At 71.1% G+C, this 17436-nt stretch carries 15 protein-coding genes and 2 pseudogenes; 5 read left to right on the plus strand and 12 right to left on the minus strand.

Annotation, left to right across the window (positions count from 1 at the left end):
- The first annotated feature begins 99 nt into the window (after positions 1-99).
- Positions 100-438 (plus strand): Lsr2 family protein, encoded by a 339-nt coding sequence (locus ACIP4Z_RS32035; RefSeq protein WP_355342261.1) that lies wholly within the window; start codon positions 100-102, stop codon positions 436-438.
- Here ACIP4Z_RS32035 and ACIP4Z_RS32040 read toward each other — a convergent pair.
- Complete coding sequence (locus ACIP4Z_RS32040; RefSeq protein ID WP_355342264.1) at positions 369-953, minus strand: SCO3374 family protein; 585 nt, start codon at positions 951-953, stop codon at positions 369-371. The two genes, ACIP4Z_RS32035 and ACIP4Z_RS32040, sit on opposite strands and share 70 nt — an antisense overlap.
- Before the next feature lie 434 nt (positions 954-1387).
- On the opposite strand from ACIP4Z_RS32040, the gene ACIP4Z_RS32045 reads away from it, so the two are divergent.
- The gene (locus ACIP4Z_RS32045; protein WP_355342267.1) at positions 1388-3907 is read left to right on the plus strand and encodes an ATP-dependent Clp protease ATP-binding subunit; all 2520 of its coding nucleotides are present in this window, start codon (positions 1388-1390) and stop codon (positions 3905-3907) included.
- A 90-nt stretch (positions 3908-3997) separates the two neighbouring features.
- On the opposite strand, the gene ACIP4Z_RS32050 is transcribed toward ACIP4Z_RS32045, so the two are convergent.
- The 4 genes and pseudogenes from ACIP4Z_RS32050 to ACIP4Z_RS32065 form a co-directional block, all read right to left on the minus strand.
- Positions 3998-5158 carry an NACHT domain-containing protein gene (locus tag ACIP4Z_RS32050; protein WP_401313826.1) on the minus strand — a complete coding sequence of 387 codons (1161 nt, stop codon included), beginning with the start codon at positions 5156-5158 and terminating at the stop codon, positions 3998-4000.
- Between the two features lie 12 nt (positions 5159-5170).
- Positions 5171-5356, minus strand: a pseudogene (locus ACIP4Z_RS32055) (NACHT domain-containing protein); the annotation flags it as partial.
- Positions 5292-5639: a hypothetical protein gene (locus ACIP4Z_RS32060; protein WP_401313881.1), complete on the minus strand. Its 348-nt coding sequence runs from the start codon at positions 5637-5639 to the stop codon at positions 5292-5294. The pseudogene ACIP4Z_RS32055 and the gene ACIP4Z_RS32060, both read right to left, overlap by 65 nt.
- A gap of 106 nt (positions 5640-5745) precedes the next feature.
- Positions 5746-6000, minus strand: a pseudogene (locus ACIP4Z_RS32065) (trypco2 family protein); the annotation flags it as partial.
- A gap of 510 nt (positions 6001-6510) precedes the next feature.
- Between ACIP4Z_RS32065 and ACIP4Z_RS32070 the strand changes: the two are divergent.
- The gene (locus ACIP4Z_RS32070) at positions 6511-7248 is read left to right on the plus strand and encodes a M23 family metallopeptidase (RefSeq protein ID WP_355342273.1); all 738 of its coding nucleotides are present in this window, start codon (positions 6511-6513) and stop codon (positions 7246-7248) included.
- A gap of 185 nt (positions 7249-7433) precedes the next feature.
- On the opposite strand, the gene ACIP4Z_RS32075 is transcribed toward ACIP4Z_RS32070, so the two are convergent.
- Positions 7434-8012, minus strand: a complete 579-nt coding sequence (locus ACIP4Z_RS32075) for a helix-turn-helix domain-containing protein (protein ID WP_355342276.1) — start codon at positions 8010-8012, stop codon at positions 7434-7436.
- A 234-nt stretch (positions 8013-8246) separates the two neighbouring features.
- Between ACIP4Z_RS32075 and ACIP4Z_RS32080 the strand changes: the two genes are divergently transcribed.
- Positions 8247-9821: a DHA2 family efflux MFS transporter permease subunit gene (locus ACIP4Z_RS32080; protein WP_391049634.1), complete on the plus strand. Its 1575-nt coding sequence runs from the start codon at positions 8247-8249 to the stop codon at positions 9819-9821.
- 97 nt (positions 9822-9918) lie between these two features.
- Here ACIP4Z_RS32080 and ACIP4Z_RS32085 read toward each other — a convergent pair whose 3' ends face one another.
- The 5 genes from ACIP4Z_RS32085 to ACIP4Z_RS32105 form a co-directional block, all read right to left on the minus strand.
- The gene (locus ACIP4Z_RS32085; protein ID WP_401313829.1) at positions 9919-11253 is read right to left on the minus strand and encodes a sensor histidine kinase; all 1335 of its coding nucleotides are present in this window, start codon (positions 11251-11253) and stop codon (positions 9919-9921) included.
- A 6-nt stretch (positions 11254-11259) separates the two neighbouring features.
- The gene (gene cseB, locus ACIP4Z_RS32090) at positions 11260-11943 is read right to left on the minus strand and encodes a two-component system response regulator CseB (RefSeq protein ID WP_355342294.1); all 684 of its coding nucleotides are present in this window, start codon (positions 11941-11943) and stop codon (positions 11260-11262) included.
- A gap of 4 nt (positions 11944-11947) precedes the next feature.
- A complete protein-coding gene (locus tag ACIP4Z_RS32095) occupies positions 11948-12745 on the minus strand; it encodes a hypothetical protein (protein WP_355342297.1) in 798 nt (265 codons plus the stop codon).
- Complete coding sequence (locus ACIP4Z_RS32100) at positions 12733-13464, minus strand: SigE family RNA polymerase sigma factor (RefSeq protein ID WP_401313831.1); 732 nt, start codon at positions 13462-13464, stop codon at positions 12733-12735. Before ACIP4Z_RS32100 ends, ACIP4Z_RS32095 begins: the two co-directional genes overlap by 13 nt.
- A gap of 475 nt (positions 13465-13939) precedes the next feature.
- Positions 13940-14908: an A/G-specific adenine glycosylase gene (locus ACIP4Z_RS32105; RefSeq protein WP_401313833.1), complete on the minus strand. Its 969-nt coding sequence runs from the start codon at positions 14906-14908 to the stop codon at positions 13940-13942.
- Between the two features lie 139 nt (positions 14909-15047).
- Between ACIP4Z_RS32105 and ACIP4Z_RS32110 the strand changes: the two genes are divergently transcribed.
- Positions 15048-15947: a hypothetical protein gene (locus ACIP4Z_RS32110; protein WP_391049625.1), complete on the plus strand. Its 900-nt coding sequence runs from the start codon at positions 15048-15050 to the stop codon at positions 15945-15947.
- Between the two features lie 108 nt (positions 15948-16055).
- Here the strand turns inward: ACIP4Z_RS32110 and disA are convergent, their stop codons facing one another.
- Complete coding sequence (gene disA / locus ACIP4Z_RS32115; RefSeq protein WP_391049623.1) at positions 16056-17216, minus strand: DNA integrity scanning diadenylate cyclase DisA; 1161 nt, start codon at positions 17214-17216, stop codon at positions 16056-16058.
- Positions 17217-17436: the final 220 nt, after the last annotated feature.

Genomic DNA, 17436 nt, shown 5'->3' on the forward strand with positions numbered 1-17436 from the left:
CGCTACCTCGCGGGCGCCCGTTCGTGCAAGGGGTTTGTGTTTTTCCCGCAAAGGCGCTTTGCTTTTACCGTTAATCCGTTTTCGATGAAAGGGAAGCCGGTGGCTCAGAAGGTCCAGGTTCTTCTTGTTGACGACCTCGACGGCGGCGAGGCGGACGAGACCGTCACGTTCGCTCTCGACGGTGTGACCTACGAGATCGACCTCACCACCGCGAATGCTGACAAGCTCCGCGGGCTGCTCAACCCGTACACGGACAGTGGCCGTCGTACCGGCGGACGGGCCGGTCGTGGCCGCACCAAGGCGGTCCGCGGAGGCGGCGCTTCCGGTCCCGACACCGCGAAGATCCGTGCGTGGGCCAAGGAGAAGGGTTACGAGGTCAACGACCGCGGTCGTGTTCCGGCCACCATTCGTGAGGCGTACGAGAAGGCCCACGGCTGATCCTGGCTACGCGTCCGCAGCGTGATCCGGTGGCAGGCCGTCGCAAGGGCGGCCACCAGTGCCGTGAGCCCGATGGGTACCCCCGTTCCATCGGCTCCATCCGTGACACGCAGCGCGGGCACCGTGGACTCGACTTCGCACCCCGGTCGGGGAGGCCGCAGCCACACCGGCGCGGACCGGTCGTACGCGGCCTCCCGGCGGCCCCACTCGGGGTGCGCGGGCGCTCGCATCGGAGCGCCGGACCCCAGTGCCGTCAGATCCAGCCGGATACCGCCCCACTCCAGCCACTCCAGCAGCCCCGGCAGCTCCTCGGCGGATCCGGCGGCCACCAGCAGCCGGATCCGGTGGCCGTCCAGCGCCACCGGGCCGAGCTGGCCCGGCCGCGGGAAACGGTTCAGCATCGCCAGACCCGCCTCCGCGGGCACGTCCACCGCGTCGAACCGCACCCCGGTGACCAGACCCGGCGGCAGCGCCCCGGTGGTCGGCCACCCCAGTTCGTGCTCGTACCAGCCCATGCCGTGTGCAACTGCCCGCCGGGGCAGGGGTTACGGCGGCGACCACGTACCGTCGATGGGTGAACACGTTCGGTGTCGGCCGGAAGTGTCCGTAACGGCGCAAGGTTGTTCGCCCTTAGCGCACTCCCCAGCCGCTTTCGGCATGGAGTGTCCTGGGCAGAGGGTAAGAAGTACCTAGTGGGAAGGGCTGGTGTTCGAGCAGGCGAGGGCGTGCGTTCGCCACGGGCGTACTTGATAAAGGGGTATTCGCCTGGCCTGCGGGAACATCGTCTCGCACCATCGAGGTTGTGTGAGTGACGTCAGCCGGTAGCGCAGCTTTCCTCGCGCGAGCGGGGGTGGATACGTGAGCGGCGCCGCTGTGCGGGACTAGCATGCGGAAGGACAGGGAGGGGACCGACCCCTCACTGCCCGACCGCTCTGAGGAGCGATTAACGATGTTCGAGAGGTTCACCGACCGCGCGCGGCGGGTTGTCGTCCTGGCTCAGGAAGAAGCCCGGATGCTCAACCACAACTACATCGGCACCGAGCACATCCTCCTGGGCCTGATCCACGAGGGTGAGGGTGTCGCCGCTAAGGCCCTGGAGAGCCTCGGGATTTCGCTCGAGGCGGTCCGCCAGCAGGTGGAGGAGATCATCGGCCAGGGCCAGCAGGCCCCGTCCGGCCACATCCCCTTCACCCCCCGGGCGAAGAAGGTCCTGGAGCTGTCGCTCCGCGAGGCCCTCCAGCTCGGCCACAACTACATCGGCACCGAGCACATCCTGCTCGGCCTGATCCGCGAGGGCGAGGGCGTCGCAGCCCAGGTCCTGGTGAAGCTGGGCGCCGATCTCAACCGGGTCAGGCAGCAGGTCATCCAGCTCCTGTCCGGCTACTCCGGCGGGAAGGAGTCGGCCACGGCAGGCGGCCCGGCCGAGGGCACCCCCTCGACCTCGCTCGTCCTCGACCAGTTCGGCCGCAATCTGACCCAGGCCGCTCGTGAGACCAAGCTCGACCCGGTGATCGGGCGCGAGAAGGAGATCGAGCGGGTCATGCAGGTGCTGTCCCGCCGCACCAAGAACAACCCCGTGCTCATCGGCGAGCCCGGCGTCGGCAAGACCGCCGTCGTCGAGGGCCTGGCCCAGGCGATCGTCAAGGGCGAGGTGCCCGAGACGCTGAAGGACAAGCAGCTCTACACGCTTGACCTCGGCGCCCTGGTCGCCGGCTCCCGCTACCGCGGTGACTTCGAGGAGCGCCTGAAGAAGGTCCTCAAGGAGATCCGCACCCGCGGCGACATCATCCTGTTCATCGACGAGCTGCACACCCTGGTCGGCGCCGGTGCCGCCGAGGGCGCGATCGATGCCGCCTCCATCCTCAAGCCCATGCTGGCCCGCGGTGAGCTCCAGACCATCGGCGCCACCACGCTGGACGAGTACCGCAAGTACCTGGAGAAGGACGCGGCCCTCGAGCGCCGCTTCCAGCCCATCCAGGTCGCGGAGCCGTCGCTCCAGCACACCATCGAGATCCTCAAGGGCCTGCGCGACCGGTACGAGGCGCACCACCGGGTGTCCATCACGGACTCCGCCCTGGTGGCCGCCGCGACCCTGGCCGACCGGTACATCTCGGACCGCTTCCTGCCGGACAAGGCGATCGACCTGATCGACGAGGCCGGTTCCCGGATGCGTATCCGCCGGATGACCGCGCCGCCGGACCTGCGCGAGTTCGACGAGAAGATCGCCGACGTGCGCCGCGAGAAGGAGTCCGCGATCGACTCGCAGGACTTCGAGAAGGCGGCCTCGCTCCGGGACAACGAGAAGCAGCTCCTCGCCGCGAAGACCAAGCGCGAGAAGGAGTGGAAGGCCGGCGACATGGACGTCGTCGCCGAGGTCGACGACGACCTGATCGCCGAGGTCCTGGCGACCGCCACCGGCATCCCGGTCTTCAAGCTGACCGAGGAGGAGTCCTCCCGCCTGCTGCGCATGGAGGACGAGCTGCACAAGCGCGTCATCGGCCAGCGGGACGCCGTCAAGGCGCTCTCCAAGGCCATCCGACGCACGCGTGCCGGTCTGAAGGACCCCAAGCGTCCCGGCGGCTCGTTCATCTTCGCCGGCCCGTCCGGCGTCGGTAAGACCGAGCTGTCCAAGGCGCTCGCCGAGTTCCTCTTCGGCGACGAGGACGCGCTGATCGCGCTCGACATGTCGGAGTTCAGCGAGAAGCACACCGTCTCGCGGCTCTTCGGCTCGCCTCCCGGCTACGTCGGGTACGAGGAGGGCGGCCAGCTCACCGAGAAGGTGCGCCGCAAGCCGTTCTCCGTCGTCCTCTTCGACGAGGTCGAGAAGGCCCACCCCGACATCTTCAACTCGCTGTTGCAGATCCTGGAGGACGGTCGCCTGACCGACTCCCAGGGCCGGGTCGTGGACTTCAAGAACACGGTGATCATCATGACCACCAACCTCGGCACCCGGGACATCTCCAAGGGCTTCAATCTGGGCTTCGCCGCCCAGGGCGACACGAAGTCCAACTACGAGCGGATGAAGAACAAGGTCAGCGACGAGCTGAAGCAGCACTTCCGCCCGGAGTTCCTGAACCGCGTCGACGATGTCATCGTCTTCCCGCAGCTCACCGAGGAGGACATCCTCCAGATCGTCGACCTCATGATCAGCCGGGTCGACGAGCGGCTGCGCGACCGCGACATGGGCATCGAGCTCAGCCCCGACGCCAAGGTGCTGCTCTCCAAGCGCGGCTACGACCCCGTCCTGGGCGCCCGGCCGCTGCGCCGGACCATCCAGCGCGAGATCGAGGACTCGCTCTCCGAGAAGATCCTCTTCGGCGAGCTGCGCCCCGGTCACATCGTCGTGGTCGATGTCGAGGGCGAGGGCGAGACGGCCAAGTTCACGTTCCGTGGCGAGGAAAAGGTCACGGTCGCGGACGCCCCGCCGGTGGAGACGGCGAGCGGGCCGAATCTGACCAAGGACGCGTAGCGCCTCCGGCGCGGTAGCGTCCGCCGCGACAGCGGCGCAGTGAGGGGCGGGCCCCGGACCAGCGGTAACGGTCCGGGGCCCGCCCCTTTGTCACCTCGGGGCGTGGACGGTGACCTTCACGCGCGGGATGCGGTCGGCGTCGAGGACGGGGCCGGGGCCGGTGACCGTGACCTTGGTCAGAGCGGGAAGGGCCGCGAGCGGCGCCAGGTCGACCGGGCCGGGGTCCCTGGGGCAACGCGCTTCCGTGATGGCGGTCGTGAGCTGCGAACCGAGCCAAAAGAACGACCGCGGCGTCTCCACCGATGGACCACGCCACCTCGACGACGGCCGAGGCTCGTCGCGGCTCAGCCTTTCCGGGCCCGGAAGCAGTTCCAGGACCAGCGGGCCGACGCTCACCAGTCCTTGGACGTCCTCGGCCGTCCGTGGCGGGATGAGCCTCTCCGCACGATGCACCACCTCCGCGCGGACCCGCGGGTCCAGCTCTGTGGCGTGTTCCAGGCACGCCGTCGCCAGCAGGTGCAGCCGGGCTGAGTGGTCCGGCTCCGCGTCGCCGCGCTCGATCAGCTTCCGCAGCAGCCTGGCCCGCTCGGCCGGGCGGCCGTGGGCGACGGCCATGCGGATGACGTCGGCCCACTGGTCGTGGTGGGCGTTGGCGGCCAGCAGGTCGAAGTCGAGGTCTTCGACGGCTGCGCGGGCGGCCAGGAAGTCCTGGAAGGTGCGGTGGATGAAGTCGACCGTGTCCGGCGTGGGCTCGCGCAGCAGCCCGCTGCGGTCGCGCAGGTGGCAGTAGACGGAGGCGCTGTCGCCGAGCGCGGCGGCGGACGGCATCGCGGGCAGGGCGGCTGAGATCAGGCGCATGGCGTCGGAGATGTCCATCTCGGCCTGGCCGTTCTTCACCAGCCAGTACGCCAGCTTCTGGAGGAGCTGGATCTGCGGTTCCTCGGTGAGCGGGGTCGCCAGATCGCGTTCGCGGTCACGGCGGATCAGCAGCATGCCGAGGGCGGCGTCGTACAGCTCCTTGCGGCCGGTGGGGAGGTAGCCGCTGCGGTCGCGGTGCAGGGCGCAGATGAGGCCGCACATGAGCGGGTTCGTGGCGAGCCGGGCCAGGTCCTGCTTGGTGTGGAGGGCGTCGAGGAGGGTGCGCTGGTACGTGTCGAGGCGCGCCCGCTCCTCGGGCTCCTCGTCGGGGACGGTGGCGCGGGCGGCGTCGTGCCAGCGCTCGGTGAAGGCGCGGATGTCGCCCCGGCTCATGGGGGAGAGGGTCAGGTCGGTGAAGCCCTCGTCGGCGAGCCAGGAGTCGGAGACGGCCGTCGGGCGGGACGTGACCAGCCAGCGGTTGCCGGGATACGCGGCGAGCAGGCCGCGCAGCCAGTCGCCGACGCGCTCACGGGACCGTTCGTCGATCTCGTCCAGGCCGTCGATGAGGACCAGCCCGCGCCGTTCGGCCAGGACGTCGCTGCCAGCCGGTCGGGTCGGTGGTCACGACGCCGATCAGGACGTCACCCGCGAAGACGGCGGCGCCGGACATGCCCGCCCAGGGGGAGAGGCCGTCGGGGCGCGGCGCGGGCGGGGTGCCGTCGACGGCGAGTACGTCCCGGCCGCCGAGCAGGCCCGAGCCGGGCTTGTACGTACCGGTGAGCTGTTCGGTGTCGAGGCCGCCGCTCGCGTCGCGCTGGGCGTAGGGGAAGCCGATGGCCTGGCAGTCGGGGACGGGGGCGAGGGAGGACAGCATGGCCCACAGGTTGGGGCGACCGCGGGCGAAGGCGCTCTCGTCGGCCAGTGGCCGGGGCGGCGATCTCCACCGGCCGGCCCGTCGCCGCGTCCTTCGGGCGGAGCGTGAAGGAGACCGTGTGGGTGCGGCCCGTGGTGCGGGCGGTGTCGGCGCCCGCTTCGACGACCACGGCCTTGATCCCGCCGTGGCCGGTGCGGACGCGTTCGAGGGTGACGGCGAATTCCATGTGGATCTCGCCGACCTCGAAGCGGACGGCTTGGCCCGCGCCGCGGGCGGCGCCCGTGACGAGGCCGTGGCGGACGGCTTCGACGGCGTCGGCCAGGTCGATGGCGTCGAGCGGTGTGTGCGGCAGATCCGGCATGGAGCCCCCCTTGTGTCCGGGCCTCACGATAGGGGCGGGAATGTGACCCGCGCCACGAATTCGGGGAAGGGGGCGGGTTCTAAGGGGCGGGGAAGTGGCGGGGAAGTGGCGGCGGTCACAGGTCCTTGGTCCCGGTGGAATTCGCCGGATCGCGTGGCGAGGTGATGTGCCCCATGTGAGCCAGGCCACTTACTAAGCGAAATAGTGGCGGGTTCGCGGGGTGTGCGGAGCCTGTGGATCACGCACAGGCGGGGGACAGGGAAGTGAAGGGGCGGGGCCCTTGATGCCCGTTTTGGTGCGACTTGAGCGCGAGGGCGTACCGGGCATTCGACGTAAAAAGGGTGAAGGGAAGGGCGGAATCCGAGAGGTCGGCGCTACGACCGCGCTTAGTAATAGGGGTCCTTGTGGTCCGGCGGAATGCCGCGTTACCAAGGATGGGCAACGAGCCGCAGTCGGATGTTTCGGATCTCCGGACCTGTTGCTCCCCCCTTTCAGTGAGGTTGTTTCTTCATGCGCAAGAACTCGACGATGAACCGTGCCCCGAAGTCCGTCACCCGTGGCCGTGTCGCGGTAGTGACGGGCGGACTGGTCGCGGCGCTCGCCCTGGGCTCGACGGCGGCGATCGCCGCCGACACGCAGCACGAGGGATTCCTCGCCGCCGGGACGGCGAGCAGCATCTCCGACGTGGTGCAGAAGCAGGCCAGCGGCCAGCAGGCCACCGCGGCCAAGGTGAAGGCCGACGCCGCGAAGACCAAGGCCGCCAACGAGGCCAAGGCCAAGGCCGCGGCCGACGCCAAGAAGCGCGCGGACGCCAAGGCCGCCGCCGACCGCAAGGCCCGCAGCGCGTCCTGGGTGACCCCGACCAGCGGTTACGTGATCGGCGCGGGGTACGCGCAGGCCGGTCCGCACTGGGCGCACACCCACTCCGGCCAGGACTTCGTCGTGCCGAGCGGCACGAGCGTGCGGGCCGCGCACACCGGCACCGTCGTGACGGCGGGCTGGGGCGGCGCGTACGGCAACAACATCGTGATCAAGCACGCGGACAACACGTACTCGCAGTACGGCCACCTGTCGCACATCGGCGTGCACGTCGGCCAGAAGGTGGACACCGGCCAGGAGATCGGCAAGTCCGGCTCCACCGGAAACTCGACCGGTCCGCACCTGCACTTCGAGATCCGCAAGACCCCGTACTACGGCTCCTCCGTCGAGCCGCTGCACTTCCTGCGCACGCACGGCGTGCACGTCTGACGTACATCTGACGTACGTCCGACGCACGTCCGACGCACGTCTGATCCCACCAGTCGTACAAGAGATCCAGTCGTACAAGAGAGACGGCGGCCGTCAACATCCGGCCGCCGTCTCTACCCGTGCGAGGCCCCTCGGAAGGGCCCCTCAGCACCTCGCAAGCTCAGCCACTCGCAAGCTCAGCCCCCTCAGACCCCCGCCTCGGCCTCCGCCTGGGCGACCAGGTCGAGCGCGACGTCGAGAATGGCGGCGCGCTTGGCGGCCGGATCGCCCTCGATGTCGCGCATCGCGAACATCCCGGCGTGCATGGCGAAGAGCGCGGTCATGCAGCGCACCTGCGCGGGCATCGGCCACTCCGGCTCCCTCAGCAGCCCGCTCAGCGAGCCGATCTTGCCCTTGAAGGACTCGCCGATGCTCAGCTCGCGCACCGTGGCCTGGTTCTCCTGGAAGAACCGGAACAGCGCCTCCGCGCCCCACAGCGCCTCGCTGTAGCGGCGCAGCACCTCCTGCTTGGTGGCCAGTGTGCGCGGCTGCTCGTTGCCCCAGGCGATCAGCGCGTCGACCGGTTTCGACAGGTCCTGCGCGATGCTGATGAGGATGTCTTCCTTGGTTTTGAAGTGGTAGTAGAGCGCCGCTTTGGTGACGTCCAGATGCTCGGCGATCTCGCGCAGTGAGGTCTTCTCGTAGCCCTGCTCCGCGAAGAGTTCGAGGGCGACGTCCTGGATGCGGCGGCGGGTGTCGCCGCGGCGGGTCTGCGCTGTGACCATGGCTGTGCACTCCTGCTGCGCTCGCGTCGGGCAGACGGAGCCCGACCGGCTCGACTGGCTGTACGGGGCATGACGGTACGGCCTTGGTCAAACCCTACGCACTTACTTGACGCCCGGCTAGTTACGCCCGTACCTTCATTCCGTACCTAGCTAGCCGGGCGGCAAGTAAGCGGACGGCGAAGTGAGTGTCGCCGGAGCCGGAGAACCGCCCTCACCGGGGGAGGACCCACCGCCATGTCCCAGACCGACACCGCCGCCGCCGTCAAGGCGGAGCCGCGACAGCGCAGTGTGCGCGTCGTCATGGCGGGCCTGCTGATCGCGATGATGCTCGCGATGCTCGACAACATGATCATCGGTACCGCGATGCCGACGATCGTCGGCGAACTCGGCGGACTCAACCACCTGTCGTGGGTCGTCACCGCCTACACGCTGGCCACCGCCGCCTCCACCCCCATCTGGGGCAAGCTCGGCGACATGTACGGCCGCAAGGGCATCTTCCTCACGTCCATCGTGCTGTTCCTGCTCGGCTCCGCGCTCTCCGGCATGTCGCAGACCATGGACCAGCTCATCAGCTTCCGCGCCGTCCAGGGCCTGGGCGCCGGCGGTCTGATGGTCGGCGTGATGGCGATCATCGGCGAGATGATCCCGCCCCGCGAGCGCGGCAAGTACCAGGGCATGATCGCCGGTGTCATGGCCATCGCCATGATCGGCGGCCCGCTCGTCGGCGGCAGCATCACCGACAACTGGGGCTGGCGCTGGAGCTTCTACATCAACCTGCCGATCGGCGTCGTCGCCCTCGCGATGGTCACCATCGTGCTGCACCTGCCGAAGAAGCGGCGCTCGGGCCGTATCGACTACTGGGGCGCGTCGCTGCTCACCGTCGCGATCACCTCGCTGGTCCTGCTCACCACCTGGGGCGGCACGCAGTACGCCTGGGGCTCCGCGCAGATCATCGGCCTGCTCGTGCTCGGCCTCGTCTCGCTCGCGGCCTTCCTCTACGCCGAGACCCGCGCCGCCGAGCCGGTGCTGCCGCTGCGGATCTTCCGCAACAGCAACTTCTCGCTGATCTCGCTGGTCGGCTTCATCGTCGGCTTCACGATGTTCGGCGCGATGACCTTCCTGCCGCTGTACCAGCAGACCGTCCAGGGCGCCTCCGCGACCAACTCGGGACTCCTGCTGCTGCCGCTGCTCAGCGCCATGCTCGTCGTCTCCATGGTCGCCGGACGCATCACCACCTCCACCGGCAAGTACAAGATCTTCCCGCTGGTCGGCGGCGCCTTCATGACCTTCGGCCTGTTCCTGCTCTCCACCATGGACGTCAACACCAGCCGGTTCACCTCCGGCCTCTACATGGCCGTACTCGGCGTCGGCATGGGCTTCGTCATGCAGATCACGATGCTGATCGCGCAGAACAGCGTCGAGATGAAGGACATCGGCGTCGGCTCCTCGTCCTCCACCCTCTTCCGTACGATCGGCGGCTCCTTCGGCGTCTCGCTCTTCGGCGCCCTCTTCACGCACACCGTCTCCCACGGCATGGCCTCCAGCGCCGCCGGAGCCGGTTCCGGGGCCGCTGGAGCCGGTGCCCAGCTCGACCGGGCCACCATCGCCAAGTTCCCGCCGGCCGTGAAGGACGCGTACTTCCACGCGGTCGCCGACGGCACCCACACCGTCTTCCTGTGGGGCGCCGTCATCAGCGTCGTCGGCTTCGCCGCGGCCTGGTTCATCACCGAGACCCCGCTGCGCGCGGCGGCCCCCAAGGCCGCCAGCTCCGAGGACGAACAGCCCCCGGTCCTGGCCGACGCCATCTGATCATCTGACCGGCAAGGCCCCCGGCCCCCCGGCCGCTGGCCACCCGCCCCCGGCTCCTCGGCCGGACCCGCTGCCCCGCGAAGTGCCGGACCCACGGCTACTCGCGGGGCAGCATCAGTTGCGCGACCGCGCCGCCGCCGTCCTCGACGGGGACGTTGCGGAAGGTGAGGCGGGCGCCGAGGACGCGGGCCTGGCCGGTGGCGATCGTCAGGCCCAGGCCGTGGCCGCCGCCCGAGCGGGCGGCGGAGCCCGTACGGAAGCGGTTGGGGCCGTCGCGCAGGAGGTCCGGGGGGAAGCCGGGCCCGTGGTCGCGGACGCGCAGATAGGGGCCGTCGACCACCACCTCGACGGGGGTGCCGCCGTGCCGGGCGGCGTTGGCGAGCAGATTGCCGAGGATGCGCTCCAGGCGGCGCGGGTCGGTGGGCACGACGGCCTCCTCGGCCACCGTGACCGAGGCGTCCGGCGCCAGAGCCACGACGCGGCGGCGGACGAACTCGCCGAGCGCCAGCTCCTGGAGGTCGGCCTGTTCCGCGGCGCCGTCCAGCCGCGCCACCTCCAGGACGTCCTCGACCAGCGTCCGCAGCGCGTGCACGCGGTCGCGCACCAGCTCCGAGGGGCGGCCGGGCGGCAGCAGCTCGGCGGCGGTGACCAGACCGGTGACCGGCGTCCGCAGCTCGTGCGCGATATCGGCCGTCACCCGCCGCTCGGCCTCCAGCCGCAGTTGCAGCGCGTCGGCCATCGCGTCCACGGCCCGCGCCAGCTCGTCCGTCTCGTCCCGTACGCGCCGGCCGCCGATCGCCTCGCGCACCCGTACCTCGGTGTCGCCGTCCGCGACCTTGCGGGCCGCGACCGCCGCCTTCCGCAGCCGCCGCGACATCCGGCCGCCGATCAGCACGCCGATCGCCGTACCGCCGACGACGACCGCGAGCGACCCGGCCACCAGCGCCTGGTCGAGGTCGTCCAGCACGGAGTAGCGGTCGGTGAAACCGGTCTTCAGCGACAGCACCCGGCCGTCCGCGGCGGGCGTCTCCGCCCACACCATCGGGTGACCGCCGGTGTCCTGCACATACGTGGCGCGCTGCCCCTTGGCCGCGAACTCCTTCAGTTCGCGCGGCAGCTCCGGGTCGTCGATCTTGGCGTAGAACACCAGCCGCCCGGTCGTCTCGTAGATCCGCAGCGCCGACTGGACGCGCTCGTCCTGGACGTCACGGGTGCTGTTGATCATGCTGACCCGCGCCGCGTTGTGCACGACCAGGCTCAGCGCGAGCGCGACCAGCGCCGACACCACGGCGATGGCCGCGGCGATCTTCCAGCGCAGACCGGCACGGAACCAGCGCGGGCCGGTACGCAAGCGGCGCGGGCCGGTACGCGAGCGGCGCGGGGCTCCGGGGTACGAGGAGGCGGACGGCGAGTCCGCCGGACGGGACGGCACGCGACCTCAGGCCCGCAGCTTGTAGCCGAAACCGCGGACGGTCTCCAGCCGGTCCTGGCCGATCTTGGCGCGCAGCCGCTGCACATGGACGTCCACGACCCGCGTGTCGCCGCCCCACTCGTAGTCCCAGACCCGCTGGAGCAGCCGGTCGCGGGAGAGCACGGTGCCGGGCGCGCCCGCGAATTCCAGCAGCAGCCGCATCTCGGTCGGGGTCAGCGCCAGCCGCTCCCCGGCCCGCGTGACCACCATGCCCTCGGGGTCGATCTCGATGTCCCCGAAGGAGAGCTGCGGCGCGTCGTCCAGCCCGTCGTCACCGCCCGCCGCCCGGAAGCGGCGCAGTACGGCGCGGATGCGCGCCACCAGCACCGCGCCGTCGAACGGCTTGGTCACGTAGTCGTCGGCCCCGGCCTCCAGGCCGAGCACGATGTCGATGGCGTCGGCCCGCGCCGACACCATGATCACCGGCACCGTCGACTCGTCCCTGATCCGGCGGCACAGCGACACGCCGTCCAGGCCCGGCACCATCACGTCGAGCAGCGCGAGGTCCGGCCTGCGGGCGCGGAAGGCTGTGAGCCCTTCCAGCCCGTCGGGCGCGGCCGTGACCTCGAAGCCGTCGCGTTCCAGCGCGAGAGTCGTCGCCTCGCGGATGACATCGTCGTCCTCGACGAACAGGACATGAGTGGCGGCCACCGGGCTATTGTCCCTGGCCGTGCTGGACGGCGTCGCCGTCGGCCGACATCTGCGGGGCCGTCGAACCGGCAGCGGCGGGACTGCTCGGCCTGCCGGACACGCCGGAGGAGGGGGATTTGGCCGGCGCCGGGGTCGTGGTCTCCGCCGCCGGCACGCCGGGGTCGACCGGGTCCGACTTGGGCAGCGGCGCCGGGTCGGTCGAGGTCGGCTCGGGCGAGACGGTCGGCGTCCGCGCGCCGAAGTCCGAGAAGTCCCGCGCGACCTCGACGAAGCGCTGCCCGCGCCAGGCGTACGTGATCGACTCCTGCCCGGTCGGATACGTCGCCGGGTCGTCGGTCCTGTACACCTCGTGGATGATCTGGAGCCGCCCGTCCTCGACGCTGCCGTAGACCGGCGGCTGCTCGTCCGCGAACACGTTCTGGTACTTGCCGTTGACCATCCGGTACACGTACGCGGCGATGCCGAGGCCGTCGCCGCACGTCGTCACGTTGATCACCAGGTCGGGGCCGTCGCCCGCCGTGAGGTCGCCCGAGTCGGTGTCCATCGGATAACCGGCCCCCACGCACGGCGTCAGATCCTCGCGTACGTCCGCGCTGACGCTGTTGTCCTTGCGCACCATCGTGGCCAGCGCCACCTGGTCGGCGACGATCGCCGGGGCGACGGTGGACGGCGTCTTCACCCGGGTGGCGGCCGGCGCCGGGCCCTCGCGGCGGGCGCCGGTGGCGGCCGTACCGCAGCCTGCGACCACGACGCACGCGCACGCCAGCGCGCCCGTCGCGAGAGTCGAGGCTACGCGGCCCACACGCCCTCCATGCGTTCCATCGGTTCCCGGCCGAGCGTGGCCGGGTCCAGCGGGTCGGTCGATCCGGCCGACCCGGTCGAGCCGGCCGTGCCGAGCGGAGCGGCCGCGCCGAGCGGTCCGGTCGCGTCCGTCGAATGAGCCGGGTGCGTCGAGTATGCCGATTCCGGTTGGGACGCGTCACGCCCGGCAGAGTCCCGGTCCACCGCGTCCAGCCGGGAGTAGCCGTAGCGGCCGTGCTCCAGTTCGTACCGCAGCCGGGCCAGCGCCCGGTGCAGGGTGCTCTTCACCGTACCGGTCGACATGCCCAGCGCGCGGGCCGTCTCCTGGGTGGAGAGCTGGCCGTAGTGCCGCAGCATCACGACCTGCCGCTGCTTGGGCGCCAGCACCGTCATCACGTCGAGCAGCATCTCGCGGTCCGCGCGCTGCTCCGAGCCGTCGTCCACGCTCGCGTCCGGCAGCTCGCCGGTGGGCACCTCTTCCAGCTTCCGGTTCCGCCACCACTCGGTACGGGTGTTGATCATGACCCGGCGCATGTACGCGTCGGCCAGCGTCTTGTCGGCGATGCCCTCCCAGCGCGGATACGTCCGCACCAGCGCGGTCTGTACGAGGTCCTGCGCGTCGACCGGGTTGGGCACCAGGCGGCGGGCGCTGCGCAGCAGGGCGTCCTGCCGAGTCCGCACGTACTCCTCGAACTCCAGTACCTCGCCGTTCCCCGCCATGGTGTGACTCCGTCCCGTGCCTGCCTGCCGCTGTCGTCGTTCCCTGCCGACATCGAGGACGCTACGGAGCGGATGTTGGGCTTTCGCCACCGCGAGCGCACAGCGGCCTCACAGCAACCCATCGGTTCTGTAACGGGTGGAATGCAAGCCGTGAATGGCCATGAATAGGCGCATTCTGCGATGAAACGGGCATTTGCGGACCCGAGAAGTCAGGCGTCACAGGGGGCGCGGCCCACGAAAGCCGAGGTGGGAGTGGGTACGGGGCGGGCACGCGGAACCGCCGGGGGAGGGCGCGCGGCACCGCCGGGCCCGGATCATCCGGAGACCTTGCCCGGCGGAGAGCTGTGACGGTTACGGCGCTGTGACGGATGCCGCGCTGAAGCGGATGCCGCGCGGTGGCGGATACCGCGCGGTGGCGGATGCGGCGCGGTGACAGATACGGCGCTGCGGCGGATACGGCGGTGGCGGGTACGCCCTAGCCCGGCAGCCGGTACACGCCGTCCGCCAGCGGCTCGACCAGGCCGTCCTCGACCAGGCCGTCCAGCGCCCGGGCCCGCTGCACCGGCTCGTGCCACACGGCGTCGAGCGCGGCCTGCGGTACGGGAGCGGTGGAGGCGCGCAGGACGGCCAGCAGCCGGCCGCGTACCTGCCGGTCGGTCCCGGCGTACGTCTGGCCCCGGCGCGGCGGCCCGTCGTGCGCGGGCGAACCGGCCAGCCGCCAGACGCAGCGCGCCGCGATCGGGCAGCGCCCGCACTCGGGGGAGCGGGCGGTGCACACCAGCGCGCCCAGCTCCATGGTGGCCGCCGCCCACCGCGCCGCGACCGGCTCCTCGGCCGGGAGGAGCGTCTGGGCGGTCCGCCGCTCGGCGGCCGTCGTCGCGTTCGGCGGATACGCGGTGCCGGTCACCGCGCGGGCGAAGACCCGCCGCACATTGGTGTCGAGCACGATGTGCCGCCGCCCGTACGCGAAGGACGCGACGGCCGCCGCCGTGTACTCCCCGACACCGGGCAGGGCCAGCAACTGGCCGTGGTCCTCGGGGACTTCGCCGTCGTGCTGGGCCGCTATGGCGGTGGCCGCCGCGTGCAGCCGCAGCGCGCGGCGCGGATAGCCGAGCCGCCCCCAGGCGCGTACCGCCTCGCCGGGCGACTCCGCCGCGAGGTCGGCCGGGCGGGGCCAGCGGGCCAGCCACTCCTGGTGCACCGGCAGCACCCGGACGACCGGCGTCTGCTGGAGCATGAACTCACTGACCATCACCGACCACGCGCCCGCGTCCGGCCGCCGCCAGGGCAGATCGCGGGCGTGCTCGCCGAACCAGTCGATCACCAGGTCGTGCAGTTCGGTGACGGCGGCCGGGGGAGCCGGGGGGACCGCCGAACCCGCGGGGGCGGCCGGGGACGTGCGGGCTGAGGTGCTGACGGAAGCGTCGCGGATGTCGGTGCTCATGTCCTCCCGATCCTCGCACAGGCCACTGACAGCGACCGGCCGTCCCCTTAAACGTGATGATCGGCAAAGACCGGGCGCCGAGCGGCGGGTGTTGCGGCGAGGCGCGGGTGATCTCCCCTAGAGTTCGGGTGTGGGCTCAATGCGCAATCCCGTCGGACCTCTGCCGTCGACCATCTACTGGCGGCGGCGGGCCGTTGCGCTGTGTGTGCTCGCGCTCGTCGCCCTGCTGATCTTCTGGCTGGTCAACTCGACCGGCGGGGGCGGAGGTAGCGGCAACAACGGCTCCTCGGGCACCCACACGCCGGTCGGCACGATCACGCCGGGCCCCGAGCCGACCGGTACGCACATCACCGGGCGCCCCGGTGGCCGCGACACCTCGGGCGGCGACAGCGGCGGCTCCTCCGGTTCCTCCGCGGGCTCCTCCGGCTCCGACGGCGGCTCGAATGGCGGCTCCAACGGCGGTGCCACGGACGGAAGTTCGGCCGGTGCCGGTTCCTCGGGCGGCAACGACGGCGGTACGTCGGGTACGGCGGGCACCTCGTCGTCCGGCGGCGCGGCCTCCGGCGGTGTCGCCACCAGCGGCGGCTCGGGCAACGGCGGCTCGGGCGGTCAACTGCCCGCCGGCTCCACGCTCCCCGACTGCTCGCCCGGCAGCGTCCAGCTCTCGCTGCGCAGCGTCCAGAACTCCTACTCGCCGGACGAGACCCCCGTCTTCGAGCTGCGCGCCGCGAATTCCGGATCCGTCTCCTGCAAGGTCGACTTCGGCCCCGCCAAGGCCGTCTTCACGATCACCTCGACCGCGGGCAACGCCCACACCTGGGCCTCCGACGACTGCCCCACCGCGGGCAGCGGCTCCTACCTCCTCCAGGTGCCCGCCCACGGCTCCACGACGTACACGCTCCGGTGGAACGCCAAGACCAGCTCCCCGAAGTGCGCGACCCCCAAGGGGAGCGCTGCCGCGCCCGGCACCTACCTGATCCAGGCCCGGCTCTCCGGCTACGGCGCCAAGCAGGTCTCCTTCGTCCTCTCCCAGGACTAGCCCCGGGGGGCCCGGCCCCCCGGCCGTCCCCGGCCCGCCGCTTCGTGTGGGCGGCGGACGAGGTCGGGGCGCTTCCGGTCCCCGAGGCAGCCGCCTCCAGCGGTACGTCTAGACGTACCGCTCCAGGATGGACGACTCGGCGAGGCGGGAGAGGCCCTCGCGGACGGAGCGGGCGCGGGCCTCGCCGACGCCGTCGACCGTCTGGAGGTCGTCGACGCTCGCGGCGAGCAGCTTCTGGAGGCCGCCGAAGTGCTCGACCAGGCGCTCGATGACGGTGTTGGGCAGCCGGGGCACCTTGGCGAGGAGCCGGTAACCGCGCGGCGAGACGGCGGAGTCGAGGGATTCGGGGGAGCCGGTGTAGCCCAGGGCCCGTGCCACGGTGGTGAGTTCGATGAGTTCGCTCTGCGGCAGCGAGTCGAGTTCGGCCATCGCCTCGTTGACCGTACGGCTGCGCTTGGCGGTCGGCTCCGGCACGTAGTCGCGGGCGACCAGTTCGCGCTCGGGCTCGACGCCCGCGATCAACTCGTCCAGTTGCAGGGCGAGAAGCCGTCCGTCAGTGCCCAACTCGATGACGTACTCGGCGATTTCGGTGGCGATCCGGCGGACCATCTCCAGGCGCTGGGCGACGGCGGTGACATCGCGCACCGTCACCAGGTCCTCGATCTCCAGCGCGGACAGCGTGCCCGCGACCTCGTCGAGGCGCAGCTTGTACCGTTCGAGCGTGGCCAGCGCCTGGTTGGCGCGGGAGAGGATCGCGGCGGAGTCCTCCAGGACGCGGCGCTGCCCGTCCACGTAGAGCGCGATCAGCCGCATCGACTGGCTGACCGAGACGACCGGGAAGCCGACCTGCTTGCTGACCCGGTCGGCGGTGCGGTGCCGGGTGCCGGTCTCCTCGGTGGGGATGGTCGGATCGGGGACGAGCTGCACGCCCGCGCGCAGGATCTTCGTCATGTCCTTGTCGAGGACCAGCGCGCCGTCCAGCTTGCACAGCTCGCGCAGCCGGGTCGCGGTGAACTCCACGTCCATCACGAAGCCGCCGGAGCACAGTGACTCCACGGTCTTGTCCATGCCCAGCACGATGAGGCCGCCGGTGTTGCCGCGCAGGATGCGCTCCAGGCCGTCACGGAGCGAGGTGCCGGGTGCGACGGCGCTCAAAGAGGCGCGCATCAGCCCGGCGTCGGCGCCGAAAACCCCGCCGGACCTGCCGGGGGAGTCGCCCGATGCCCTTCGGGCCGGGGGAGGGCCCCCTGCCCGGTCATTGGCTGCCACTCTGCAATCCTCCGGTCGCTACGGATGCCCAATGGGCGAGACCAGGGCAAAGTTTACGGCTTCCGGGGGGCGCGGCGCGGGCCGGACGGCTCCTACCGGGGTCCCACGACGGTCCTACGGGGGTCCCGCGACGGCGCGCGGGCTCTCCCGGGAGCGCGCGCGAGGCCCCGCACGACCGTGTGCCGGGCCTTCCGTGACTGTACGCCGCGCGCAACCCGAA

Origin of the sequence: Streptomyces sp. NPDC088910 (assembly GCF_044749865.1) — a bacterium.
In the GTDB taxonomy this organism is placed as follows: domain Bacteria; phylum Actinomycetota; class Actinomycetes; order Streptomycetales; family Streptomycetaceae; genus Actinacidiphila.